The sequence below is a fragment of the Paenibacillus sp. FSL H7-0331 genome, from assembly GCF_001956045.1.
The window spans coordinates 328,795-353,699 of sequence record NZ_MRTH01000003.1 but is presented as its reverse complement, the minus strand read 5'-3'; the positions used below and the strand labels follow the sequence as shown (position 1 = coordinate 353,699).

Genomic DNA, 24,905 nt, shown 5'->3' with positions numbered 1-24,905 from the left:
GCAACTTGCACGTTCTTCCTTCCCCCTATTCCATGAACTGCCGATATCGGCGTTCAAGAGCAAACAAGCCCATGACAATCAGAAGAATACAGATGACCATCAAGGTCGCCGCGGCAGTCAGCTTCTGAATATTGAGCGACGTGAACATGTTGTTCATATAGTGCTGCATCATGTAGATACTGTCATGCGGATAATCGCCTGCGATCAAATACGTTTCCCGAAAAACTTTAAACGAATTAATGATCGACATGATGACGACAAAGAACATCGTGGACGTTAAATAAACAAGTGTAATACTGCCAAACTGGCGTAAACGCCCTGCCCCTTCAATTTGGGCGGTTTCGTAATAATCCTTCGGGATTTGCTGTAGTCCCGCCAAAAATAAAATTACGTTATAGCCGATGTTCTTCCATACATAAACGACAATGATTACATTTCGGGCCGCATCGGTCTTCATCCAATCCACACGTTCGATTCCGAAGCCGTTCAGCCAGGCGTTCAAGGAGCCGTTCCAATCGAACAGCATTTGCCAGATCAGAATAATCGAGGCGACGGGAACGACAAGCGGCAGCACATATGCAGTCCGCAGCCATTTGCGCAGATATATATTTTTACTCAATAGCATCGCTAGACCTAACGACAGCGCAAGTAAAAGCGGAACACAAACCGCGCTAAAATAAAATGTATTGGATGACGCTTTTCGGAAGGAATTGCTCGCAAGCAGCTCGCGATAATTATCCAAGCCAACGAATTGGCCGTCGATCGTTCTATCCATGAAGGAGTAGAACAACCCCATGACAAACGGAATAAGGTAGAACAATGCAAATCCAACACCGCTTGGTGCGAGAAATATCCATGCAGCCGCTGAATCCTTGTGAATCCTTTTTTTTATTTTCTTCATAATGAAGCCATGCCAAAAACCCCACTTGTTCATTCACAGTTTCCTCCTCCCCATTCATATATTTAGAATAGGGCAGGCTGTTAAATAAAAAAGTGGGGTAAATATAAAATTTTCCTTAAATGATTGGCACAAAAGTTAGTCGAGTGCCTCAGATGCCATTTTTTTCGGGAAACGGACCTCAAAAAGCGTACGAATTAAACTGCTTTGGGCCGAAATTGTGCCTTGATGCTGCGCTACAATGTTTTTCGCAATAGACAAGCCAAGACCGGTACTCCCCTCACGATGAATCCGTGCTTGATCGCCGGTAAAAAACATATCGAAGATATGCGGTAGCTCTTCCGGAGGTATGCAATCCCCATAATTGACCACTTGAATCACCATATCTTCTGCGTCAATATGGCAATTAATATCAATAAACTGACCATCTTTTCCATAGCGAATGGCATTCGTCAGCAGATTTTCAAAAACACGTGCCAATAGCTCTCCGTCACCCCAAATAGTCAAATGCGGATTCACATTCAATCGAGTTGTTAGGTTGTTTTTCTCAAAGGCAGGGTATAGCTCCTCATTTAACTGGATGAGAAGCTCGCTCAGATCGATTGGTTGTTTTTCAAGGGTAAGCTTGCCATAGTTCATTCGTGTTATTTCGAATAGCTCGTCAATGAGCTTTTCTAAGCGTTGAGATTTGGTATAAGCAATGCTCGTATAGTGCTTGATTTGTTCGGCAGTCAGCTGATCGTCCTGAAGAATGAAATCCAAATAACCTAAAATCGAAGTCAGCGGCGTACGCAAATCGTGAGCCAAATTGAGGACCAATTGTTCCTTGCTGTTTTCTGCAAGGTCTCCTCTCTCCAAAGCTTGCTGCAATTTTTGACTGGCTAGATTGATGTCTCTCGCAATATCCCCGAATTCATCTTTGGATGGAATACGTATACGACTGTTGAAATCACCATTCGCAAGCTGATTAATGCCGCTGGATATTTCTTGAAAATAACCAACATATCTTTTGGTGAGGAGAAAGAAAAACAAAATCGAGAGAGGAATGAAAATAAGCAAAAAGAAGTTAACATCACCAATATCTCTCACAAAATAACGAAATTTTGTCAATGGATTTTCGAACATGGTCGTATAATAAAAGAGTTGGAGAATCTTATAGATGATATAGGTAATAACAGCGGAAAAAAGCATACTTGAACCAAACAGTTGAATCATTTTAAAGCGAAAGCTCCGGGTCATTATAGCCATTAAAAGCATATATCATATGGGCCTCCCTTTTGTTTGGAGTGTAGTTGCCATAAACTTAGCGCATACTTTGCAAGCGATGAAGCCAATCAAGCCTCCACTGGAATTTAGTATAAGATCATCGACGTCAAAACTTCCAATAGAGAATAAGGCCTGCGCACTTTCCAAGATTAGACTTAAACCTAAAGAAAGTGTGAACGCGCCTATCAAAGATATTTTTTTGTTTCTTAACATGAAACCAAGAAAAATACCGAATGGCATGAATATCGCAATATTCCCAATCATGTTAATTAGATCATGAATCGATAAAACATGAATCGATCTGGATATTTCTTTAAAGGGGATCAGATTACCTTTTTGCAATCGCACGGTGATATCATCCGGGTTTCCCAGACTCTGCTTAAGTTGCTGCCTGAGAAATGTCATATCGATCGCACCGAACTTAAACAGAATAAATTTGAATAATGCGTACACATATAAGACAAACAGTGCATGGATTTTCAAATTATTCAACGTTCTCTTACGTTTCATTCCCATCTCACCTTCTTGAGTCTCCTGATCCCCAAAAAAAAACCATTTCTTCATCCTTAGTTTCCTCCTAACCATTCGTACACTTTTAGGATAAAAAAAACTATTTAAAAAGAAATGGGGTTAAAAATAAAATTTTTCTTAAACTTCTACATCTATTTAGGTTCAATTGATGGAAATATGATGTGGTAAGTGTCATTTTATTCTAGCGCATTTACTTTTCACAATTAAAAATCACTTTAGTGACGTCGGGCCATTTGCATGTCAAGAACGCGATCCCGAGTATCTGCTGGACGGTACTGCTTCAAATCACCTTGTTCATATATGAAAAAAGCATAGGCATCGTTATTGCCGATTTGAATCAGGTGCTGTCCATTCTCAATAAAAAGGGATGAGTAAGAAGGTGTCTCGTCAGCCATATCCGGGAACAGACTGCTCGATTGCAGAACGGTCGATTCGAAGCGCTCATGCTCTGTGACCCACCGATGGATCTCCAGAGCGGGAGGCACCCAGTCCGTCTGGTTGCCGATCCATTCAGGGACACCATCGCTGTCAAGATCCATTGGAATCACGGTATGCCCTTGAAAATCGACTACATTCCAAGAATCGGTATCGTGGTGATAAGTCAGCAGCCCCTTTTTTGCACCAATCGAGCCAAAAGGGATTTCAATAACGGCACCGGAAACTTCCCCAGTCAAAAAGCTTAAAGGATGGATCCAGGCTTGATTCTCATCAAAATTGGACATGTCGCCCAACTTCCATTTCGAATTCCTACCCTTGAGATATCCGGTTAAACCTAAGGAGGCATCCTCATTTGTATATACAAGAACTTCCGCCTCAGACCCCGGAAGAACAAAGCTTTGGATAAGCTTCGACCCGATTGGAGGAATGCCCTTCTCTAAGGGTTGTCCCAAACTTTCTTCAAAGGGAATAACTACATGCTCAGGAAACAGGTCAGGACTATAGACCGGATGTTGATCACTTTGTTCAGACATTGTTGTCGACATACCGTTGTATTGCATGACTTGATCATTACTGCACGCGAGAGTGCTAAGCAGTATCAGCATCATTATGCCTGCACGCTGGATTGTGTTCGTCAATATGTAATCCCTCACTTCTTGTAGACATATCTAAACATTCTGCCATCCTGTTTTCTGTCTCATTTACAAATAACTCCATATGTTAAACGTAAAAAGCAATGCATTTGTTTCGTTATCCCTTTCTGTCAGCAAAATAAAGGGCTACCGATTTTCACCACAGTAATCTTGTTGCCCTGATCGTTCACTTCTCCTTATCCATAAGCTTAAAGAAGTGTCGTAATAATAGCTTCCATCATTTTAAGTCCCCAACAAAAAGACCATGCTCTCGACAGCCAATAATGATGGCTTGTGAGGACATGGTCTTTTTTAATGGAGCTGTCTGCTAGCGTACACGAGCAATAGCCAATCCGTCATATGCCGGTAGAACAACGCCCTCCAGTCGTGGATCACTTGCCATGCTTTGATTGAACTGACGCATCTTGGTCACTGCATTCCCGTTCTGCTCAGGATCCATAGCTCGACCATGCATCAGCGCATTGTCCCCCATAATAATGGCTCCTGGGTTGGCCAACTTGATCGCCCATTCCAGGTAGTTCGGATAGTTCCCCTTATCCGCATCGATAAAAAAAACATCAAACTTCTGTCCTTCATCTGCAAGCTGCTGTAAATGATGCAGAGCCTCTCCCACCCGATACTCGACCTTGTCCCCAAGTCCAGCCTCATTGAGATGCTGCTGAGCAACATCGGCATATTCCTGCTTAAGCTCCAGCGAAATCAGCTTACCTTGATCACCCAAGCCACGAGTTAAACAAATTCCACTATATCCGCCCAGAGCACCAATTTCCAAAATACGCTGAGCTCCAGTCATTTTGACCAGTAAAGTCAACAGCTTGCCATAACCGGGAGCTATGGAAATCTCCGGCATGCTGCGGCTCCGTATCCCTTCCTTTACTTGTTCCAATTGCTCGTCGCGAGTCAACAATGATTCCACATATTCCTCAGCAGATAACTGCGTCATCCTATAATTCCCCCTTATATTGTATAAACCAACCTTATCACCTATAATATCAGAAGCATATGTTTTAACCGGAGGTTAAGCGGACTGATATTTCAAGGAAACATACCTTTGTAACGCGGTCGCCCACCCTTGATTGACTTCGATCCTTGTTTACTTATAATATCAGAAGCATATGTTTTAACCGATGGTGTTTATAACAACATTGTATGGCTTTTCCAATAAGAGTTCAACTGGAGTGTGTAAGATGTCTGAAATTCAATTAATCGCCACTTGTCCTATGGGTCTTGAGGCTATTCTAGCTCGCGAGATACGCGATTTGGGCTATGAAAATACAACTGTCGAAAATGGTCGGGTTAACTTCACAGGTGACGAGCTGGCGATATGTCGTGCCAATTTATGGCTGCGCACAGCGGATCGCGTGCTTGTCAAAATGGGCCAGTTTGAAGCCCGCACCTTCGATGAGCTATTCGAGGGCACCAAGGCGCTGCCATGGGCAGACTGGATTCCCGAAGATGCCGAATTCCCTGCGCAAGGACGCTCTCACAAGTCTCAGCTATCCAGCGTCCCTGCCTGTCAAGGTATCGTAAAAAAAGCCGTCGTCGAAAGCCTGAAGCAGCACTATCATACCGAATGGTTTCCCGAGACGGGAGCTCGCTTCGTAATGGAAGTCTCGCTATTGAACGATATCGCTACGCTGACGCTTGATACAACGGGTCCAAGCTTACACAAGCGTGGCTATCGCAAAATCGCAACTGAAGCGCCGCTAAAAGAAACGATGGCCGCAGCTATCGTACTGCTCAGCCGTTGGCGAGTGGAGCGTCCACTGTACGATCCATTCTGCGGCTCGGGAACCATCCCTATCGAGGCTGCTATGATCGGCTGGAACATCGCTCCGGGGCAACGACGCTCTTTTGCTGCTGAGGCGTGGCCGATAATTCCCGCATCACTATGGGACCAAGCCAGGGATGAGGCTTATGATCTGGTAAAAGACGATGTGCCGCTCGAAATTATCGGCTCGGATATTGATAAGGATGCGATTGACATCGCACTCGCCGCGGCCAAGTCAGCCGGACTTGCGCGTGAATTAAGATTCCAGGTGCTTCCAGTGGCCAAAGCCAAACCACAAGGGGATTACGGCTGTATCATTACCAATCCTCCATATGGAGAGCGTCTGGGAGATCTGAAAGAAGTGGACAAGGTTCTCCGTGACCTTGGCTTGCTCGCCCTTCATCTGCCAACATGGTCCAGCTTTATTTTGAATCCGAACAAGCAGGTTGAGCACTTCATGAGCCGACCTGCTGACAAAAAGCGCAAGTTGTATAATGGACGGATTGAGTGCCATTTGTTTCAGTATTTTGCTCCGGGTGGATTGTACGGGCCACGTCGGGAATCTTAAGAATACAATCACCCTGATGCTTTGACATCAGGGTTTTATTATGAGGTGATTGATCTGAGTCGTATCCATTGGAAACCTATCAAGCTAAGCCCTCAACAAACACTTGCCTTGGGGTTTGCGGTCATAATCATCCTGGGCTCGTTCTTGCTGTGGATGCCAGCTGCTTCTGTCGAAGGAAGTTCGCTCAGCTATATTGATGCGTTATTTATGGCGACCTCGGCAACCTGTGTAACCGGTTTGATTCTGGTCGATACGGCAACCCATTTCACTCATTTCGGACAAATTGTCCTGCTAGTCATGGTGCAGCTGGGCGGATTGGGATTCATGACCATGACCACCTGGTTCGCGATCGTCGTCAGAAAACGAATCTCCTTGAGGGAACGACTTGTCCTGAAGGAATCGTTGAACCAAATATCGATCGAAGGCATCGTCCGACTCATCAAAAATGTGGTGGTCTATTCCTTAGTTGTAGAAAGTATAGCCGCCTGCATTTTTGCGATCCGCTGGTCCTTTGAAATGCCCTTGGGCAAAGCCATATACTATGGAGTGTTCCATGCTGTGTCATTGTTCAATAACGCCGGATTCGAGCTAGTTGGTGGTTACAGGAACCTGACGCCATATGTTGACGATTTTGTGATTAATGCGGTATCGATGATCCTCGTCATTTTGGGCGGAATCGGCTTTATCGTGATGTCCGAGCTCATTGATTACCCCAAAACACGGCAGCTTTCCCTTCATAGTAAAATTGTGCTTTCCGTTTCAGGCTTTTTGGTCGTTTTTGGGGCGCTTGTCATATTTATTTTTGAATTTTCCAACACCCATACGCTGGGTCCCTTACCTTTATTTGATAAAATTCTCGCTGCTTTTTTTCAATCAGTCAGTACAAGATCCTCAGGAACCAACACGGTAGACATAACGAGCTTGAGGCAGGCTACCCAGTTTTTCATGATCCTCCTGATGTTTATCGGTGCAGCTCCTGGATCAACGGGCGGTGGAATTAAAGTAACTACCTTTGCCATACTGATTGGAGCCATGATTACGATGATCCGGCGAAAAGAAGATGTCGTGCTGTTTCGATACCGTTTGGCGCAAGAGTACACACATCGTGCTCTTACCGTAACCTTCCTTTCCCTGCTGCTCATCTTCATTGTTACCATGCTGCTGCTTGCTACACACGACTATTCTTTTTTAATGATCTTGTTTGAAACCACCTCTGCTTTTGGAACGGTTGGACTGAGTATGGGACTCACTCCGCATTTAACATTCACTGGAAAAATAGTGATAATTCTGATGATGTATGCCGGAAGATTAGGACCCGTCACGCTCTCCTACGCCTTGCAGCCCAAAAACAAAAAGGAACTGTACCACTATCCTGAAGGTAAAATCACAATTGGATAAACGCAGCAAAAAAAGAATCAGGCTCACGGAACAGCGCAACCAAACGGCGCAGCTCCGGTACCTGATTCTTTATGCGTTTAATGCTAATTCTAACTACATTATCCGTTCTGCTTCATCGTTTCAACCAGCTCATGCAGCACCTTGCCGGCATCATCATAAGGGACTTGGCACGTTCCTGCCGCCTTATGCCCGCCGCCGCCATTCGCAAGCATCAAAGCGCCTACGTCGGTGTTGGAGGTACGATTGATAATGCTGTGACCGCAGGCAAACACACAATTTTGCTTGTTTCGGCCATCGACGATCCAGATCGAAATATTTTGTTCCGGATACAAGGCGTACACCATAAATCGATTGCCCGGATAAATCGTTTCCACGTTGCGCAGATCGGTGACAATCACATTGCCGTCTGCATATGTATGCTGCTTTAACATCGCTTTATAGTCGACGTCCAATTCAAAATAACGCTTTGTCCGCTCTACAACATCCGGCAGCTGCATAATCTCGTCAACCGTCATCGTCGCACAGTGATCGACCAAATCCTCCATCAGCTGATAATTGCTGATTCTATAATCCCGGTAGCGTCCTAATCCAGTGCGGGCATCCATGATAAAGGACAATAAATCCCAGCCTGAAGGATTCAAAATATCATCTGCAGAAAACTGCGCGGAATCCGCTTTATCCACACCCTGCATAATGTTATCGATATCACCAAAACGTTCCTTGCCGCCATAGTAATCATATACAACACGGGCAGCGCTTGGTGCGACACGGGTCTCGCCTTTATATACGATTTCTGGGCCTGTCCGCTCCAACTCACTCGAATGGTGGTCAAACCATAAACCGCAGCCGGGTACATACGGGACATTCGCCAAAATATCATTTTCATTGACTTCAACCAATCCATCCTGCATATCCTTCGGATGAACGAATTTCATTTCGTCGATCATTCCCATTTTTTTAAAGAGCATTGCACATACCAAGCCATCAAAGTCGGATCGTGTAATTAAACGCATGGTCTTTCCTCCTATATAGTCCCGTTGAACTATAGTAATCTATCTATTATTATAAACAATGGACCTAATAGAGACAATAGCTGGAAGCAGAAAAAAGCATACCTTTGGCCGTGTCAGCTCCAAGATATACCTGCATAATCTCCTAAATATAACCAGATTCCATTTTATTTATCTACATCGCATGTCAATATTATTTCCATTCTCTACTTAGGCGAGACTCTGCTCATTAGTACGAAAGCTTAAATAGTGATATAAGCTGACAAATAAGTCATTTTCCAGATCACAGCGAATCGACAGCTTGACCTCTCCGCGCCAGTAGAATGTTATCAGATGTCCGGTTTTCCCCATCACCATTTCTACATCCCACCATGGATTCCGCAAATCAAATATCTCACGGTTAATAAACATCTTGGGGCCATCATTCGACAAATAAATGCCGATCATGTCAGGGCCAACCTTGGTATAAAACCCGGTTCTTGTCATCAGATTTCTATTTTCGTTCATCTATGATCCACCTCTCTTATCTCAAACAAAAAGACTCCTGATCCATTGGTCGGGAGTCGCAGTTATATGCGCATCACAGTACCTTCGGCAGCTGGCTGGCTGGGTGCATCTTGCTTTGCACCGTAAGCCCCTATAGTTTTGCGTCACAAGCTTTCACTTGCTTTGCTATTATCGAGAATTGAGCTATCATTATTCGACAACTTTAGCATATAAGATAAGAAGAACATTATAAATGAATCTGTAGACCCAATTAATCATATTATACAAGTCTAATTACCTAAACTTTCATTAATTATAAATGACACTATGATATTACAAGGTCACTATCGTACCCTTTGTTGTCATCCTGAGAAGTAACTGAACATGAAAATATACATTTTCCTAACACAAAAGAGGGCTTTCGCCCCCTTCATGTAAAACCACATATAATTATTTTACATATTTCTTAACCTTTTCAATTGCCTCGTCCTCAGTAGCCCCAGTCACATAACGCCCATTAATATATATAAAAGCAAATCGTGAGCAGGGACCGCAATAAGATTTGCAGGCTACTTTGATGTCAGCGTCCGGGGCCAGCTTTTGCAGCTTGGAAACGGCCGTCTTCATCTTCATATGCTTGCACTTATCACAGACGCGAATATCGTTTGCCATAACTTACAAATCCTCTCATATCCCATGAATGCACAGCCTAGTGATCGCCGTGATTCCCTTTACCCGGATTGGTGACTGCAAAGCCTTCCTCCGGTGTGTAGAAATAATCGATGCGGATTCCATCCAGTAAAGGCTCGTCCTTCTTTAAAACCACATCAATTCCTTTATCGGTGCTAACTACAACGTCATCTTCAGTCGGCTTGTCCATCCCCATACCATAATGCGCATGGTCACCATGGCTATGCGTAATATAGATGCGAACCTTTAAATCTTTGTCTTCTTCTTTTTCCAGCTCAGCCAATAAGACTTTCGCTGCATTACGTGAAATTTTAACGTTCATTTCCTCTGCCCACTCCCTGTATGCTTTTCTCCCTATTGTAAAGAAACCACTCTCGGAAATCAACCCATTATATAGCTATTTGACGGTTATTACAGTTCTGTAATATATCGGCGCACCTCGTCCAGACTCAGATCGGGTGTATGCAGGATGGAAGGAGCTGCTTCTGAAGATACCAAGGTACCTTTATACAATGCCTCTATCGCCTCCGTATCCTTCAAAATATGTCCGGTAAGCAGACACACCACTGTGCATTCCTTATCGATAATACCGGCAGCAGCAAGCTTTTTCAGCCCTGCTACTGAAGCTGCAGATGCAGGCTCACAGCCGATACCGCTGCGGTCGATTCGACCTTTGGCCAGCATGATTTCCTCGTCAGTCACCGATACGGTCACACCTTTCGTATACTTGATGGCATACTGCAGTGCCTTCTTCCAGCTGGGCGGATTCCCGATATTCATTGCCGTTGCCCGTGTATAAGGATTCCGTACAGGCTTAAGCTGGGCATCTCCTTGAACAACCATCCGGTGAAACGGACTGGCCCCCTCCGCCTGAACAACGGCAACGCGTGGCAGCTTATCAATCATTCCGAGCTCCTTCAGCTCGTACAAACCCTTGCCCAATGCAGTTGCATTGCTTAATGCGCCTCCCGGAACTACGATCCAATCCGGCATTTGCCAACGCAGCTGCTGGGCAATTTCAAATACAATGCTCTTCTGACCTTCGATTCGGAACGGATTGATCGAATTGCATACATATAAGCCGAGCTGCTCACTATGAAGCTCGCTAAAACAGATTCCATCATCATAAGTACCCTCAAACGATATCACCTGTGCGCCATAGGCGAGCGTCTGCAAAACTTTATTCATCGAAATATGGTGTTTGGGAAGAAAAACATACGAAGAGCAGCCCGCCCATGCAGCATACATAGCGAGTGAGGACGACGTATTTCCCGTAGATGTGCAGGTAAACCGTGTATAGCCCAACGAACGGCCATGGGAAACCGCAACCGCCATGCCGTTATCCTTAAACGAGCCGCTCGGATTCTCGCTCTGTGCCTTCAACATCAGCCCGCGTACACCGGCAAATTCAGCCAAGGTCGCTGACGGATATAGGCCTGTATTCCCTTCATATCTGCTCGTTATATACTCATCCGGCAAATCTGGAACAATCAATTCCTTATACCTCCACACACCACTTGCCCATGATGACATTCGATCGGCCAATCTTTTGTCGAACTCCAGCTTTAACCTTTCCCCATCTACACCCCGATAATCTTGCCTGACCTCCAGCAAGCCCCCGCAATCACATAAAAAAGGGTTCCTTCTTTCCTCCAGCCTATAAGCCCTTTCGCAATCCAAACAAACAAATTTCATCGGATACACCGTCCCCTTCTATGAAGTGATGCCAGCCCTTGCAGCACGGCTGCTTATCTCTTACAATAGAAAAAAACAACTCATAAATAAAATATTTAATTTTGATGAATATATCAATTATATTGATGAATCGCATGTAATGGTAGGAAGGGAGGACCCACCCAGGATGAATCTGCATGCATTAAGGCTTTTTTATGAGGTTGCTTCCCGAGGCAGTGTCACCAAGGCTGCTGAAGCTATGCATATCAGCCAACCAGCCGTAACTGCACAAATCCGCAATCTGGAGCAGGAGCTTGCCCTTACCCTATTGTCACCACAAGGGAGAGGTGTTTGTTTGAGTGAAGCCGGAGAGCTCGTATATACTCACGCAGCAAAACTATTTGCTTTAGAGCTGGAAATGACCCGACAGTTTACCGCGTATCGGGACGGTTCACTGGGTAAGCTGCGATTAGCCGCAACCTATCTTCCTGCCAATCATTTATTGCCAGCCTGGATGGCAGCTTTCAAGAGCAGTCACGAGCAAATAGAGCTGTCCTTAACTACCTCAAACTCGCGCGCTGCGTTTAACAAGCTGCTTCACTATGAGGCGGATTTGGCCTTCATTGGAGGCAGCAAAGAAGCTCCCGCAGGCTTGCTGCGCGAGGAGCTTCTGATGGATGAGCTATGGTTCGTCGTTCCGGGCCATCACCCGCTTGCAGGCAAGACGGTTGCTTTGGCTGAGATGCTGCAGCAGCCATTCGTGCTGCGTGAGGAAGGCAGTTCCTCACGGGAAACGTTGTTCGCAATTTGTCGGCAATATCAAGTTCAGTTCCCACAGATTGGCTTACAATTCAATGGCCAACACGAAACGATGCGTGCGGTTATGTCAGGCTACGGAGCCAGCTTCATATCCGCTCTGGAAGCAGCTGAATACATCCATCAGCAAGCATTGGCAAGAGTATATGTAGAAGGTATCCATGCGCCCAATCCGATTGCCGTTTACCGCAGGTCTGATGAAGATCTCTCCCCTGCATGTGAGCAGTTTCTGGCGCATGTGCATGCACACATCTGCTGAATTTCAATTCTTAATCATTTTCTTATTTTTTTCGATAATCGCTTGGAGAAATCCCGATCAATTTCTTAAAGGCACGAATAAAGGTAAAATAATGCACATAGCCAATTTGAACAGCGATATCCTGAATGGGCAGCTGTGTATCCTCAAGCATTTTCTTGGCGTGCTGAATGCGGATACCAGCCAAATAATCCACGAAGTTCTCACCAAATTCATCCTTGAAAATTCGGCTTACATAGCTTTTGTTCATTCCAAATTGTTCGCTTAACAATTGCAGTGACATATCGGAGTTCGCATAATTATCCTCAATATACTGCCTCACCTGATAAATAAGATGACGGTTATTTCGGCTCTCACGAATCCCTTTCCAGTTCTCCTCCACCTGAATCAATACAGCCAAATAGGTTTGTTTGATTTCTTCTGCCGTTTCATAAATTTGGAGCGCTTCGGTCATCGGGCCAAGCGCTGTTTGTTTCCACATCTCCACATATTCTGCCGGAAAATCGGAAAGCTCCTTCGTAAAGGTAAAACACATATAATTGATTAAATTAATGATTTCCTTCGAGGTATGTCCGCCTTTGCCCAGTACCGAAAAAAAATAATCGAACTGCTTGCGCCAATCCTCATTCCCACTTTTATACAGCTGCGTGATGGACCTCGTAAGCTCCAATAGATCAAATAGCTCAGCTTCCGTTTGACGAACTGTTTCTTTATAGATGATGACACGGTTGTTCCCAATTGATGTTTTAAGCTGCAGCGCCTCCTTGGCCTGCTGAAATGATTTACGAATACCCGACAGCTGCTCAAGAGTTGTACCGACGCCGATCGTTACCGTGAATTTCAGATTGGTCTCCACCCATGCCCTCAGTTGCTCCCCAATCGCGATCATTTGCGCCGACTGAGCCTCCTCGAAACGGCTCTCCGAGCTAAACATGACTCCCAGCGTTTCCGCAGACATCCATTCACTCCATACCTTCAAATCCTGCTCGGCAGCCAGCTCATCCCATACATTCGTAATGACAAACTTCAATAAATATTGGTCTCTGTACGTGTAGTTTTGCGAAAAATCGCTCATACGATCAATTTCCACAAGGATAACGGCAAAATCCACACCATCCGTCTGCAGGCCGAAGCTCTTCATTTCCTCACGATATTCAACCTTGTCAATTTCCCGATCCCCATCCAACAGCTCATGAAAAAAATGCTTCTTCCTGTACAGCAGATTGGTGTCGCTTTGACTCTGATATCGATTCGCATAATCGATGATTTGATCCACAGCGGAATCTACAAAATGCAAAAGCTCCCGGCTCGTATTATCGATTTGCTGTTTACTGAAAAAGTCCGAAATTCGGTTAACGCTGGCATCAATCGGTCTGGCGTATCTTTTGGATAAATAGATGGTGCTAATTGTCGCCAGCAGCACGAGAATCATGCCAGCAATGATCCAATTTGAATACAACTCAGATAGCAGCCCATATTCGTAGCCGTCCTTCAACCCGCTGCGGATCTCCAGATTGGAGACGCTTGAACGAAGCGAATACAAATCTCGTCCCCTTGCCTCATTGCTTGAAGCCAACAGATTTTCTTGCTTATCAAACAGCTTCACGTAGCTGACAGTTTGCTTGGACATATCCTGCAAAAGCGCTTGGAACGCATTGATATCGATATTAATGACTAACATGCCGTAAGGATTGGTGAACATGGGCAGCTTTTTGACCAGTGAAAGCACGGGAACTGCCGAGGCTTGAGTTTCAAATTCCTTATATTGTCTCTTATCTGTCCAGTAGCTGGAAAAAGGCTTTTCGAGTTCCTTAGTAATAAAATCGCGATCGGGAAAACGATCCAGCGTATGCATCGATTCGAGACTTAATATGCTTTGATCAGATATCCGGTAAAAATAAATCGAATGAATCATCGGAAAGCTCATTTTGATTTTACTGAAGCGATTGGAGATCGCGCTATTCAATAAGTAAGGACTCGCATCGTCGTACTTTTGAAACATATAGTTTTGCAGTTCTTTATCGCTGTTAATCTCGGTGATGGTAATTTGGTCAATATTTTCAAGTAAGGAATCCAGCCGCTGGGTTACGTACTTCGTGAAAGCCTCGTTGGACTTTACGGTTTGTTTATTGGACAGATCGCTAAGCGTCATGAAAAACAGGAAGCTAAGTGTGAGCACAACCACATAAAGGATCGGCAGGTAAGTCGTGATCAGCTTAAAAAACCAAGGATTTTTTGTCCTCATGGGGTGCCTCCTAAAAGTTTTCGTAGAAAACTTACTTCGTAAGCGTAGGCTTTGTTTTCGAAGAAAACTTACTTCGTAAGCATAAGCTTTGTTTTCGGAGAAAACCGAAAAAAGCGAACAGAAGCTGCCGACCGTATATCCTGTCGACAGCCATGTGACTTCGTAACGCTTCAATAAACTAAAGAGCGTTTTCCAAACGAATCATTTGAAATTCATATCCAGCAAATCCTTTGGCGTAACCAATTGATCTTTATTTTTGCTGTACCAATCCTGATACCATTTCTCCAGCTTATCGCCATCTGATTTTTTCCACAGCGATTTGGCTTCCTGATCGGCCTGTTCAACGCTGTATCCGCTTCCGCTGACAATCGCTTTATTGTATAAGTCCTTAATCGGATTCGTCGTGTCGTTTAACGTTTTATTAATAAAATCCATATCGGAAGGCAGCTGCGGCATGTAGCTCCCCAAGGTGATGTTGGCTAGAGGACGATCTTTAGTAATATTAATCTTGTACATCTCATTCATCAGATCAACAAATTCTTTTTCCATAGGCTTGCTTGTATCGAAGGATTTGATTTGCGTATCAAACTCGTTATACAAATATTGTCCACCGATCATCCGCAAATCGCTGAGCCAATCAACTTCTTTTTTATTTTTATCGGCATTGATGATCGTTTCTTTACCGTTCTCAACCTTATAATGCACACCCTCCTGACCAAAATAAGAAGCCTTAATCATCTCAGGCGAGCTCAGGAAATCAACCAGCTTCATCACACCCTCCTGATCCTTCGTATCGGTGTTGACGACCGAGGTCATTTGCACGGGAGGATTAAACGGCGGAGTGAATTGGCCAAATGAGCTTTTCGGGAGCGGAATAACGATCAGCTTCGCGTCAGGCACATTTTTTTTCAACGTTTCGTAAGCACTGCTGTAAAAGCCACGAATACCTCCACCGGTGCCATAAATGCCTGTTTTACCTTGTACAAAGTCCTGTTGTGCCTTTTTGCCGTTTTTATCGGTTAAAAAGTCTTTGTCAATGATCCCCTCATCGAACAGCTTTTTCTTAAACTCGGTTGCTGCCTTAAGACGGTCCCAATCCTTGACCCATTTGCCATCCTGCAAAATCCATGTTGTATTCTGGAATATATAATCAACCCACAGATCATTGCCGGGATTCGTTGTGCTTAAGTTCAAGCCGTATGTATCTTTTTTGCCGTTGCCGTCCGGGTCCTGATTAGCGAATGCTTTGGCGATTTGATACAGATCCTCGGTCGTTTCTGGCGCCTTCAGATTCAGTTTTTTCAGCCAATCCTCGCGTACAAGCACATAATGATAAGGTACATAACCGAGCACGCGGCCGAACTCATACAGCTTTCCGTCTTCCTTCATGCCCAATTTCTTGAGCAGTGGAAACTTGGTCAATTGTTCCTTATATACGGTGCTGTATTTATTGATCATATCATCAATCGGCATAATTTGCTTTTGATTATAGAGCTGATTTCGGAACACACCATCATACTCCTGAATCAGATTGGGAGCGGAGCCCGATGCAAACAACGTATTAAATTTTTGCACGGATTCCCCCCGCGGCACGGGCGAGAACGTAATGTTCATGTTCGTTTTTTCCTGTATCCATTTGGTCCACAGGTTATTTTCAATCGTTCCCACATCAGGTGGTATATTACCACGATCATACATGGACAGGCTGACGGTTTTTTTGGCTTTGGACGCGTCTCCGCTTGCCGTACCCGCTGATGGCTTGCTCTCGGAACAGCCGGCTAACGCCGTAGTCAGAGATAAGCTGATAATCGAAGCGACATAGATGGTTTTTTTGTTCATGAATAGTTGCCTCCTCATTTTTCTGATGCCTGTGATCTACCCTTTCACCGATCCGATCAATACCCCTTTAACGAAATATTTTTGCAAAAACGGATACACAATTAACATGGGTACGGTCATTACGAATACACCGGCCGCTTTGATCGATTCTTCTGTAACCGAATTCAAATCCTCAGGCGATTGATTCGCTACATCCTGAAGCACCGTCTGGCTTTGTATCATTTGCTGCACCAATACGGCAACGTTGTATTTGGCGGTCGAATTAATATAAATCATCACGTTAAAGAACGAATTCCAATGCGATACCGCATAAAATAAGACTAACGCTGCCATGACCGGCATCGATAATGGCAATATAATCCGCAGCAGCAGGCCCACCTCGCTGCAGCCATCCATCCGCGCCGCTTCCTCAATTTCCTCCGGCAAGCCCATAAAAAACGAACGCATAACGAGCATATTGTACACACTGACCAGTGCCGGAAGCCAGAGCGCCCCGTAGGTATCAATTAACCCCAGCGATTTAACGACCAGATATGAAGGAATCAAGCCTCCACTAAACAGCATCGTGAAGATGATCGCCAGCGTGAAAAACTTGCGGCCATACATAAATTTTCTGGACAACGGATAAGCACAGCAAATCGTAAAAATCATGTTGAGTACCGTACCGACAATGGTGATAACCAAGCTGTTCTGAAAGCCGCTCAAGATCCGGGTACCGAAAAAAAGCTTATCATAAGATTCAATGTTCCAGCCAATGGGCCAAAGCGTCACACTGCCGGACACAATAGCCGCGTTGTTGCTGAGCGATAATGCGAACAAGTGCACCAAAGGCAGCAAGCAGCTTAACCCGATTATAGACAAAATGACATAGTTAAACGCGTAAAACCACTTTTCACCTAAAGTATCCTTCACGATACCACCCCTTTACCACAGTCCTTGATCGAATCGTCTAGCAATACGGTTGGCCATAACCACGAGGAACAAGCCTACAAAGGATTCAAAAAAACCCATCGCCGCAGCTAAGCTGAAACGTCCACCATTGATGCCGACCTTGAAATTCCATGTGGAAATAACCTCGGACACGTTGGAAACCACTGAATTTTGCAGCACATACACTTGGTCAAACCCAACCTCCATGACATGACCTACAGATAGAATAAACATAATGATAATGGTCGGTCTGATTGATGGAAGCGTAATATGCCATATCTTTCGCATTTTCCCTGCTCCATCCATAGAAGCCGATTCGTATAGCGCCGGATCAATTGCAGCTAGAGCAGCTAAATAAATGATTGCGTTCCAGCCTGCGCTTTTCCAAATACCTGAACCTACAAAGATCGTGATCCATGAAGTTGGGTTATACAGAAATGGAAATGCACTTCCAAGCAGCGGCGCTAGCCAGTGATTCACAATCCCTTTTTCCTGTGAAAAAATAAGGATAATCAAGCCCCCGATAATAACCCAATGCAAAAAATGAGGTAAATACACAACCGTTTGAACGATACGTTTGAACCACATCTTTCTGGCTTCATTCAGAAAAATAGCGAGCAGGATCGGAAACGGAAATCCGACAATCACCTGCAGAAAGCTTAATACAAATGTATTGCGAATGATCTCAATCATCTTCGGTTGGGTAAATAACAGTCGGAAGTTATCCAGTCCTACCCAGGGGCTTCCCCAAATGCCATCATGAAAGTTATAGTTCTTGAAGGCTATAACAAGCCCTGCCATAGGTGCATAACGAAAGATGAGAAAATAAAGGACAACCGGTGCAAACATAAGCAGGATCGGTATATTTTGCCGGAATCTCTTTTTATCCCATTTCCTTGAGCTGGAACGCACTTTGATCGATTCTGATTGTACTTGTGATTGGATGACTTCCACACTCCTTCCTGTGGGATCGTGTTGAATCGGCTGCAGCCTATCTTCAAGTTAGCGGAACAGCTTCATTTATTCAATTCACCATTTTCCATATGCCACACATATCTTTACTGAAGCCTTATGGAGCGCATAATCACCTATTTTGCACACCACACGTTTCTTGCCTAGAGGGCATAACAAAAAGAGAGTACCCTATCATGTACCCTCTGAGAGTAAGCTTATTATCAAGTTATACGGCTGTAAGTAAAGGCTTTATGTATCACGTGCGCCTTGTTATGACGAGTAATCATCCGTGCTATACACATAAAACCCTGACACTCTATTCACGGCTACACCTGCCCAGCTGTGGAACAGATGGCTGTCAAAAGGGTGTCCTACGAGCCATGGAGCCGCTGCGATCTGCAAGATTAAGCCAGAACCCAACATGAGCCAAACCAGCAGAACTTGGTTGGCCTCTGTAATCTCAGCTGGTTTACGAACAAATCTGTAATAAGCTGCAGAACCAAACCCATATAATAGAACAGCCAGCACAGCAAAGGGTATCGTGTAGGTTGAGGACGAATGTCGTCCTGTCTCTCCCCATAAACTATCGTTATAATAACTCCAAATAGAACATAAACTCAGGCCGATGAATAGCAGTGATTGTGCAGACAGGGTTGCCTTCAGCTTGTAGGCGATAGGATTGCTCATCTCCCGCACTCCTTTATACATTTCGATGAAAGTAAACTTTCCATCTCTTGTGTATAATCATAGCTTCCTTAACTGAAAGCCTTCTGAATGTGGACTGAATATGCAATGAGAGTTTGCCGTTAAGCTACAAGAGCGCCCCTTGATCATAAGCCAGCACAAACGATTCGTATCTTCGTGGCTCAGGACAAACGGTCAAATCGCCAAAATGACGATGTATAGCCAGAATTTGCGATTGATGCGCCCGCAGCGCTTCAGCCTTCATTGCCCAATGAGGCAAAGTATCGATAATCAAAGAAGGCTTATAGCCATCCTCGGCCAATTTTGCCGTAAAATAATAATACAGCTGTTCCACGGAAGGACATCTTCCGCTTAATACTGCCGCAGTCGTTATTTGGGAAATAGCGACATGATCCGGGTGGTAGTTACCACCGTCCTCAGGAAAGCTGACAACGACCTTTAGCTGATGCTTGTTAATAAAATCAACAACCGCGTCAACGAATGGAGCGGTCTCCACTTCCTTTAGCTTCCCATCCGGATAACCCAAATGCTCGACAACAGCCAACCCAAGAATTTGTGCGGCACGCTCCATTTCCTGCGTTCTTATTTCCGCAAGCTCTTCATTCGTCGAATGTTCGAAGGCCCCGTTTTTCTTACCTGCATCCCCTTTGGTTGCCAGCAGCAGTACAGGCTCCTCTCCACGATCTGCCAGCTCTTGGATTAGACAAGCACTCAAAAAAGTTTCATCATCCGGATGTGCATATATAAAACCGACCTTGTGCCATGATTCCATAGACATCTTCCCTTCTCTCATACATCTGCTCCCTTTACTGTTGTAAATTGATCAAACAAATGCAGACCCAGTATATCAATCTTTGGATCGACTTGCCAGAGGGTCGGATTCGTCCTTTATTCAGTCACATCCTCACCGAATTCCAGCTTGATAACCAACACTTCATCTGTGATCTCGTTAATTGGCAGATTACAGATACGCAAATAAGCACGTTCCTGCCAATACCATGGTAGCAGCTCCACGCTCGACTCGAGTTCTTGACCATTATTGAGCAGTATAGCCCGCTTAGGAAGCACATCGAGCGGCTTCAAGATCACCGTATTGCTCTGAAGATCGCGATAAGCATGAACATAAACGGTATTGCCCTTGCGCGTCAACAAGACGTGATCCCGGAACACACGGTTCTTCACTTCATTAGCTGACTCGATTTCATCCTTGCCTCCCATATACGAAGCCGATATAGTTCCCTCAAAGGATTCCCGAATCTTCTTGTACCATCGCCCGATTCGTCGAAGCGTGTTTGCGTTCTCACTAGTGATCGTACCGTCTGGCATGGGTCCCACGTTCAGTAAATAATTGCCTCCCATAGCCAAAATTTTGTCAACACTCTGCATCAGAAATTTGTCAGAGTAATAGTCCTCGTTCTCGCGATAACCCCAGCTTTCTCGTCCAATCGATTGGCAAGCTTCGGTAGGAGTAAGGAAAGAACCTCCTTTGGGAACATGACGCTCAGGAGTACTGTAATCGCCTTCATCAGGACCGCGGTTATTAATCAAAATACCCGGCTGTAGAGATCGAACCAGCTCATTCAGTGAAGGATTATGGTATTCAGCGACGTTAACGTCCCAGAACAGCTGGTATATAGGCCCATAGTTCGTTAAAAGCTCCCGTAATTGCTTGGTCACATATTCGTAATATTGATTGATATCGGGCTCATCTCCCGGACGGGGACCGAACATCTCGTGATGTCTGCCCATATTCGGATAATTGGGATGATGCCAGTCCGGGCAAGAATAGTAAAGACTTAACGGAAAATTACGTTTTCGGCAGGCTTCTGCCAGCATCGCTAATACATCCTTACCATAAGGTGTATGGGTAATCTTATAATCCGTATGTGAGGTGTCCCACATGCAGAAGCCATCATGATGTTTGGTGGTAAAGCACAGGTACTGCATCCCTGCCTCTTGGGCCAGATCAAGCCATGCCTCTGGATCAAACTCGATTGGGTTGAATTCATGAATCAGCTTTTCATAATCATTCCGCTTCACATTACCTCTCCACAATATTTGTTCGTGCCAGGCAGGAATAGCATATAAGCCCCAGTGGATGAATAAACCAAAGCGCATATCGAAAAATCTGTCGCGTGCATCGTTAAATCTTGAGATCATCGTCCATCCTCCTCAAATCGAAATAGTAGCTCCGTTCACCTTTATCATAATCGTTCCATTTACAATGAACATCTTGTTTGTTAACCTATTTGTAGTAAATAGTAACTATCATTTCACTAAAGGTAGGTACAATCCATGCACAATCCATCAAATGATTCCCTACGGACTTTACTATCCAACCTCCAGGTAGATGTCATTATCGCAAATGTTCAAACGGTGGATATGGACTGGAAGCGGGAAAACTATGTGCACAGTTTTAACCGATTGTATTTCATTATCGAAGGGGAGGGCCAGATTGAGGTCGATGGTATTGTCTACTATCCTAAGCCTGGCCAGATTGTTGTTATGCCTTGCCATGTTTTGCAGTCCTATTCGACTATTAATGACCATCCGTTTCATAAATATTGGTGCCATTTCACAGCGCGTGTAGGCAACAGGGATTTATTGGAGATGTACCGTTTTCCCGTGTGCATTGACGTCCTCTCAAGCTCCGAGGTTGAGAGCTGGTTCAGCCGAATGATCAACGAAATGAAGAAACAGACGCCCTCATCTATTCTTAATATCCAGGCTTCGATGCTTCAATTGATAGGTTTGTTCATTGATCATGGCTTTGAACAAACGGCAATCCCTTCATCGACCACGCAAAAGTTGAGCCGCGTGTTTCAATTTATCGAACAAAATCTGGAACATAAAATAACGATCGAGCAGCTTGCCAGCTTGGTCCATTATCATCCGAATTATTTCATACGGGCATTTCATTCCGTGATGGGCTGCTCTCCCATCCAATACATCAACCGGATGAGGCTTGACAAGGCCAGGCAAATGCTATCTACCGACATGACCATTGGAAGCATCGCCCGTGCGGTAGGTATCGAGCAGCATAACTTTTCGACGATGTTCAAGAGCTACACCGGATTTTCACCCAGAGACTTCAGACAACTGCTCATGCGATAGCTCGTATAGGGAACTGTGGTACCATCCGTACGGGAATTTACACACAACGCAAAAAGAGGACATGGAAAATGACAAATTCCATGTCCTTCTTCAGAATGAATTTCAGGCCCAACCTCAAATTAGCGGTTGACATAATCCCTACAACAACTGGCGTTAAACGTTTATCGCCGATACCTTTAAAGCATCCAGTGACACCTTGTCACCTCGTGGATCACTAATATGAACCGTTGCCTGCTCACCAGGCAGCAGGTCAAAGAAATTGTCGCTGAAGCGGACGTTGCCCTGCGGCAGATCGAGCTTCACCATTCGGGCCAGTGAGCCTTCTGCTGTAATTGTCACGGTCTGCTCCTTCGCGTCGACTTCAACCTTAAGCACAGCCGCGGACAGATTCAGATCCTTTTGGTCACGCAGATAGTGCAGATTGTCTGGAGCCTCGAAGTCTACTGCTGTAAGCTTGACGACAACCTCTTCTGCAGCTCTGCCGTTCAATATCTCAGCCTCGGTCAAATTTCCCAATTGGACAGCCCCGTTGCTTGGCACATCAGCTTGTAATAAGGTGCTGTACACTTCACTACCGTTGAAATCATAGACAGCTACCCGAACTTGTCCTTTAAAGGCTTCAACACGGTCATTTACAACCCATATATGCAACGATTGTCCAGGCTCATGATCAACCGAGAGCAGTAGTGGATGATAAAATTTCTTCGCATAATAGAAGGATGCCTTAGGAAGCAATTCATAATCAATCAGCGACCAGCTTGTACCCGGCCAGCTGTCGTTGTGCTGCCATACGAGCGAACCGCTGATCCGCTTCTTGTTGCGGCGATAATGCTCAATCCCGTATTTCAAGCCCTCGGCTTGCGTCAGCATCGAGAAATTCATATATTCCTCAATATTTTGCGGAATGCCTGTGTAGCCTTCCATCAGCAGGATGCCTTTTTGATGATTCGTATCCTTGTTGCGGTAAGCCATTTCCACGCTGCCCCAGTAGAACTGTCCAGCCGGGATATTTTTCTCCAATGTGTAACGGTTGGCTGACGCATGCATACCAAATTCACTGCTGAATAAAGTGAAGTCCTTTTTGTAATTCTTGAACGTAACGCCTTCGATGCTGTAATCAAGCAGCGGCACGTCTCCAAACTTACGCGGATATACCGAGCCATGCCATACCTGCCAGTTGTGCCGATCCCCGACATCTGGATCATTGGCATCATTACCGCCATAAGGTGATGAAGGCCAGTAAGGACGATTGTCATCCAATGCCTCCAACACTTCAGGAATCAGCTCATGATAAATCTGTTCACCGTAAAATGGTGAAGTAATGTCACCGGCAGCGGATTTCATATCATACAGCCAGTCGATTTCATTATTACCGCACCAGAGTGCTAGCGATGCGTGGTTACGAAGTCTTTTGACGTTATACATGACTTCCTCGCGCACGTTATTCATAAAGTTCTTGTTGAATTCAGGGAACAGCGCATTGGCAAAAGCAAAATCCTGCCACACCAGCACGCCGCGGCGGTCACATTCCTCATAAAACACATCTTTTTCATAAATACCGCCAGCCCAGACACGCAGCATATTCATATTCGAATCCACAGAAAGAGCGATCAAGTCGCGATAGCGCTGATCCGGAATCGCACCAATGAAATTATCCGCTGGTATCCAGTTCGAGCCTTTGGCGAACAGCTTGACTCCATTGATGATAAAAGCAAAAGCATGCTGATCGGCTTCATCCTTCAGCTGCAGCTCAATGGTACGAATACCGAAAGGCTTGCGATAACGGTCTACCCGCTCATCATTGGCTATCAGAACAACCTCCAGCTCGTACAAATAAGGCTCGCCCAAGTCATGCGTCCACCATAGCTCTGGGGATAAGACAACCAGTTCCACAGAGCCTTTATTTTGCTTAATTTCAAGCTGCTCGGATACCGCCGTATGCCCATCCTTCGTCAACAGCTTCACTTCACACAACAAGTCCTGGTCCTTCGCATAAGGCGTCACTTCCGCATCAATACGAATGATGGCTTCTCCCTCATCAACGGATATCGTACGCGCATATACACTTTCCAGCTTCGCCATGCGATTGCTCTCCAGACGTACCTTGCCCCAGATTCCGACCGTCACCATTCGCGGACCCCAATCCCAGCCGAAATTCATCGCTGCTTTGCGAAGCCATGGACGTTCCTTTGTATAGGATGACCATTGAAACTGCTCTTTGTCCCGATTGTGCAAATAGAGCGGATCGAACTTGACGGCAATGCTGTTTCTTCCATCACGCAATATTTTCGTGACATCAAACGTATGCGCCATCAGCATATTGTCTGTCGTACCGATCTCAAGCCCATTCACATAAACTGTTGCAAATGTATCCAAGCCTTCAAATATCAATTGGTGCCGTTCATCACTGTTTGCTTGCTTCACATAATCGAACTGCGTGCGGTACCACCATTCCTTTTGCTCAATCCACAAGCTCTTGGCATCGTTATGTCCGAAATAGGGATTATCGATAATATTTCTTTCAATTAATGCCGAATGCACGTCGCCCGGCACTTGAGCCGTAATCCAGAACCGATCGTCCAGATTAGGCGAAGCCATCTCCATCGGTCTCTTCTGCCCCACATCAAAATGCTGAATTCTCCATACGCCGTTTATTTCCATGA

At 45.0% G+C, this 24,905-nt stretch carries 22 protein-coding genes and 1 riboswitch; of the genes, 4 read left to right on the top strand and 18 right to left on the bottom strand.

Annotated features, from left to right (window positions below; all coding sequences use genetic code 11):
• Nucleotides 1-25: 25 nt before the first annotated feature.
• From BK127_RS06400 to BK127_RS06380, 5 genes are all read right to left on the bottom strand, one after another.
• Entirely contained in the window at nucleotides 26-934 is a 909-nt protein-coding gene (locus BK127_RS06400) for a carbohydrate ABC transporter permease (RefSeq protein WP_179097398.1), read from the bottom strand.
• Between the two features lie 102 nt (nucleotides 935-1,036).
• Nucleotides 1,037-2,146 carry a sensor histidine kinase gene (locus tag BK127_RS06395; protein ID WP_076229295.1) on the bottom strand — a complete coding sequence of 370 codons (1,110 nt, stop codon included), beginning with the start codon at nucleotides 2,144-2,146 and terminating at the stop codon, nucleotides 1,037-1,039.
• A 12-nt stretch (nucleotides 2,147-2,158) separates the two neighbouring features.
• Nucleotides 2,159-2,728, bottom strand: coding sequence for a VanZ family protein (locus BK127_RS06390; protein ID WP_076229158.1), 570 nt, complete (start codon nucleotides 2,726-2,728; stop codon nucleotides 2,159-2,161).
• Nucleotides 2,729-2,910: 182 nt separating this feature from the next.
• Entirely contained in the window at nucleotides 2,911-3,771 is an 861-nt protein-coding gene (locus tag BK127_RS06385; RefSeq protein ID WP_076229157.1) for a hypothetical protein, read from the bottom strand.
• A gap of 322 nt (nucleotides 3,772-4,093) precedes the next feature.
• A complete protein-coding gene (locus tag BK127_RS06380) occupies nucleotides 4,094-4,729 on the bottom strand; it encodes an O-methyltransferase (RefSeq protein WP_076229156.1) in 636 nt (211 codons plus the stop codon).
• A 244-nt stretch (nucleotides 4,730-4,973) separates the two neighbouring features.
• Here BK127_RS06380 and BK127_RS06375 point away from each other — a divergent pair, with 244 nt between their 5' ends.
• Complete coding sequence (locus BK127_RS06375) at nucleotides 4,974-6,125, top strand: THUMP domain-containing class I SAM-dependent RNA methyltransferase (protein ID WP_076229155.1); 1,152 nt, start codon at nucleotides 4,974-4,976, stop codon at nucleotides 6,123-6,125.
• A gap of 21 nt (nucleotides 6,126-6,146) precedes the next feature.
• On the top strand, nucleotides 6,147-7,523 hold the full coding sequence (locus tag BK127_RS06370; RefSeq protein ID WP_256711189.1) for a TrkH family potassium uptake protein: 1,377 nt from the start codon (nucleotides 6,147-6,149) through the stop codon (nucleotides 7,521-7,523).
• Nucleotides 7,524-7,621: 98 nt separating this feature from the next.
• Here the strand turns inward: BK127_RS06370 and BK127_RS06365 are convergent, their stop codons facing one another.
• From BK127_RS06365 to thrC, 5 genes are all read right to left on the bottom strand, one after another.
• The gene (locus BK127_RS06365) at nucleotides 7,622-8,536 is read right to left on the bottom strand and encodes a DHH family phosphoesterase (RefSeq protein ID WP_076229154.1); all 915 of its coding nucleotides are present in this window, start codon (nucleotides 8,534-8,536) and stop codon (nucleotides 7,622-7,624) included.
• Between the two features lie 207 nt (nucleotides 8,537-8,743).
• On the bottom strand, nucleotides 8,744-9,040 hold the full coding sequence (locus BK127_RS06360; protein ID WP_076229153.1) for a hypothetical protein: 297 nt from the start codon (nucleotides 9,038-9,040) through the stop codon (nucleotides 8,744-8,746).
• A gap of 83 nt (nucleotides 9,041-9,123) precedes the next feature.
• Nucleotides 9,124-9,217: riboswitch (cyclic di-GMP riboswitch) on the bottom strand.
• A gap of 252 nt (nucleotides 9,218-9,469) precedes the next feature.
• Complete coding sequence (locus BK127_RS06355; RefSeq protein ID WP_076229152.1) at nucleotides 9,470-9,691, bottom strand: YuzB family protein; 222 nt, start codon at nucleotides 9,689-9,691, stop codon at nucleotides 9,470-9,472.
• Nucleotides 9,692-9,728: 37 nt separating this feature from the next.
• On the bottom strand, nucleotides 9,729-10,031 hold the full coding sequence (locus BK127_RS06350) for a heme biosynthesis protein HemY (protein WP_076229151.1): 303 nt from the start codon (nucleotides 10,029-10,031) through the stop codon (nucleotides 9,729-9,731).
• Nucleotides 10,032-10,120: 89 nt separating this feature from the next.
• Nucleotides 10,121-11,404, bottom strand: a complete 1,284-nt coding sequence (gene thrC / locus BK127_RS06345; RefSeq protein ID WP_076229150.1) for a threonine synthase — start codon at nucleotides 11,402-11,404, stop codon at nucleotides 10,121-10,123.
• 166 nt (nucleotides 11,405-11,570) lie between these two features.
• Here thrC and BK127_RS06340 point away from each other — a divergent pair, with 166 nt between their 5' ends.
• Nucleotides 11,571-12,458: a LysR family transcriptional regulator gene (locus BK127_RS06340; protein ID WP_076229149.1), complete on the top strand. Its 888-nt coding sequence runs from the start codon at nucleotides 11,571-11,573 to the stop codon at nucleotides 12,456-12,458.
• A gap of 22 nt (nucleotides 12,459-12,480) precedes the next feature.
• Here the strand turns inward: BK127_RS06340 and BK127_RS06335 are convergent, their stop codons facing one another.
• From BK127_RS06335 to BK127_RS06305, 7 genes are all read right to left on the bottom strand, one after another.
• Nucleotides 12,481-14,700 (bottom strand): helix-turn-helix domain-containing protein, encoded by a 2,220-nt coding sequence (locus BK127_RS06335; protein ID WP_076229148.1) that lies wholly within the window; start codon nucleotides 14,698-14,700, stop codon nucleotides 12,481-12,483.
• Between the two features lie 201 nt (nucleotides 14,701-14,901).
• Nucleotides 14,902-16,539, bottom strand: a complete 1,638-nt coding sequence (locus BK127_RS06330; protein WP_076229147.1) for an extracellular solute-binding protein — start codon at nucleotides 16,537-16,539, stop codon at nucleotides 14,902-14,904.
• 36 nt (nucleotides 16,540-16,575) lie between these two features.
• Nucleotides 16,576-17,451 carry a carbohydrate ABC transporter permease gene (locus tag BK127_RS06325; RefSeq protein ID WP_076229146.1) on the bottom strand — a complete coding sequence of 292 codons (876 nt, stop codon included), beginning with the start codon at nucleotides 17,449-17,451 and terminating at the stop codon, nucleotides 16,576-16,578.
• 12 nt (nucleotides 17,452-17,463) lie between these two features.
• Entirely contained in the window at nucleotides 17,464-18,318 is an 855-nt protein-coding gene (locus BK127_RS06320) for an ABC transporter permease (protein WP_083689123.1), read from the bottom strand.
• A gap of 375 nt (nucleotides 18,319-18,693) precedes the next feature.
• Nucleotides 18,694-19,110, bottom strand: a complete 417-nt coding sequence (locus tag BK127_RS06315; protein ID WP_076229145.1) for a hypothetical protein — start codon at nucleotides 19,108-19,110, stop codon at nucleotides 18,694-18,696.
• 124 nt (nucleotides 19,111-19,234) lie between these two features.
• Entirely contained in the window at nucleotides 19,235-19,906 is a 672-nt protein-coding gene (locus tag BK127_RS06310; protein ID WP_256711188.1) for a PIG-L deacetylase family protein, read from the bottom strand.
• Nucleotides 19,907-20,016: 110 nt separating this feature from the next.
• Nucleotides 20,017-21,288, bottom strand: coding sequence for an alpha-L-fucosidase (locus BK127_RS06305; RefSeq protein ID WP_076229143.1), 1,272 nt, complete (start codon nucleotides 21,286-21,288; stop codon nucleotides 20,017-20,019).
• Nucleotides 21,289-21,423: 135 nt separating this feature from the next.
• On the opposite strand from BK127_RS06305, the gene BK127_RS06300 reads away from it, so the two are divergent.
• Nucleotides 21,424-22,242, top strand: coding sequence for a helix-turn-helix transcriptional regulator (locus BK127_RS06300; protein ID WP_076229142.1), 819 nt, complete (start codon nucleotides 21,424-21,426; stop codon nucleotides 22,240-22,242).
• A gap of 153 nt (nucleotides 22,243-22,395) precedes the next feature.
• Here the strand turns inward: BK127_RS06300 and BK127_RS06295 are convergent, their stop codons facing one another.
• Complete coding sequence (locus BK127_RS06295; protein ID WP_076229141.1) at nucleotides 22,396-24,903, bottom strand: beta-mannosidase; 2,508 nt, start codon at nucleotides 24,901-24,903, stop codon at nucleotides 22,396-22,398.
• Nucleotides 24,904-24,905 lie beyond the last annotated feature (2 nt).

Excerpts from the sequence above, each read along its gene's own strand:
- BK127_RS06400 (WP_179097398.1), bottom strand. The coding sequence starts at position 934 with ATGAACAAGTGGGGTTTTTGGCATGGCTTCATTATGAAGAAAATAAAA.
- BK127_RS06395 (WP_076229295.1), bottom strand. The coding sequence starts at position 2,146 with ATGGCTATAATGACCCGGAGCTTTCGCTTTAAAATGATTCAACTGTTT.
- BK127_RS06390 (WP_076229158.1), bottom strand. The coding sequence starts at position 2,728 with ATGAAGAAATGGTTTTTTTTTGGGGATCAGGAGACTCAAGAAGGTGAG.
- BK127_RS06380 (WP_076229156.1), bottom strand. The coding sequence starts at position 4,729 with ATGACGCAGTTATCTGCTGAGGAATATGTGGAATCATTGTTGACTCGC.
- BK127_RS06375 (WP_076229155.1), top strand. The coding sequence starts at position 4,974 with ATGTCTGAAATTCAATTAATCGCCACTTGTCCTATGGGTCTTGAGGCT.
- BK127_RS06365 (WP_076229154.1), bottom strand. The coding sequence starts at position 8,536 with ATGCGTTTAATTACACGATCCGACTTTGATGGCTTGGTATGTGCAATG.
- BK127_RS06360 (WP_076229153.1), bottom strand. The coding sequence starts at position 9,040 with ATGAACGAAAATAGAAATCTGATGACAAGAACCGGGTTTTATACCAAG.
- BK127_RS06355 (WP_076229152.1), bottom strand. The coding sequence starts at position 9,691 with ATGGCAAACGATATTCGCGTCTGTGATAAGTGCAAGCATATGAAGATG.
- BK127_RS06350 (WP_076229151.1), bottom strand. The coding sequence starts at position 10,031 with ATGAACGTTAAAATTTCACGTAATGCAGCGAAAGTCTTATTGGCTGAG.
- thrC (WP_076229150.1), bottom strand. The coding sequence starts at position 11,404 with ATGAAATTTGTTTGTTTGGATTGCGAAAGGGCTTATAGGCTGGAGGAA.
- BK127_RS06340 (WP_076229149.1), top strand. The coding sequence starts at position 11,571 with ATGAATCTGCATGCATTAAGGCTTTTTTATGAGGTTGCTTCCCGAGGC.
- BK127_RS06335 (WP_076229148.1), bottom strand. The coding sequence starts at position 14,700 with ATGAGGACAAAAAATCCTTGGTTTTTTAAGCTGATCACGACTTACCTG.
- BK127_RS06330 (WP_076229147.1), bottom strand. The coding sequence starts at position 16,539 with ATGAACAAAAAAACCATCTATGTCGCTTCGATTATCAGCTTATCTCTG.
- BK127_RS06320 (WP_083689123.1), bottom strand. The coding sequence starts at position 18,318 with ATGTTTGCACCGGTTGTCCTTTATTTTCTCATCTTTCGTTATGCACCT.
- BK127_RS06315 (WP_076229145.1), bottom strand. The coding sequence starts at position 19,110 with ATGAGCAATCCTATCGCCTACAAGCTGAAGGCAACCCTGTCTGCACAA.
- BK127_RS06310 (WP_256711188.1), bottom strand. The coding sequence starts at position 19,906 with ATGTCTATGGAATCATGGCACAAGGTCGGTTTTATATATGCACATCCG.
- BK127_RS06305 (WP_076229143.1), bottom strand. The coding sequence starts at position 21,288 with ATGATCTCAAGATTTAACGATGCACGCGACAGATTTTTCGATATGCGC.
- BK127_RS06300 (WP_076229142.1), top strand. The coding sequence starts at position 21,424 with ATGCACAATCCATCAAATGATTCCCTACGGACTTTACTATCCAACCTC.
- BK127_RS06295 (WP_076229141.1), bottom strand. The coding sequence starts at position 24,903 with ATGGAAATAAACGGCGTATGGAGAATTCAGCATTTTGATGTGGGGCAG.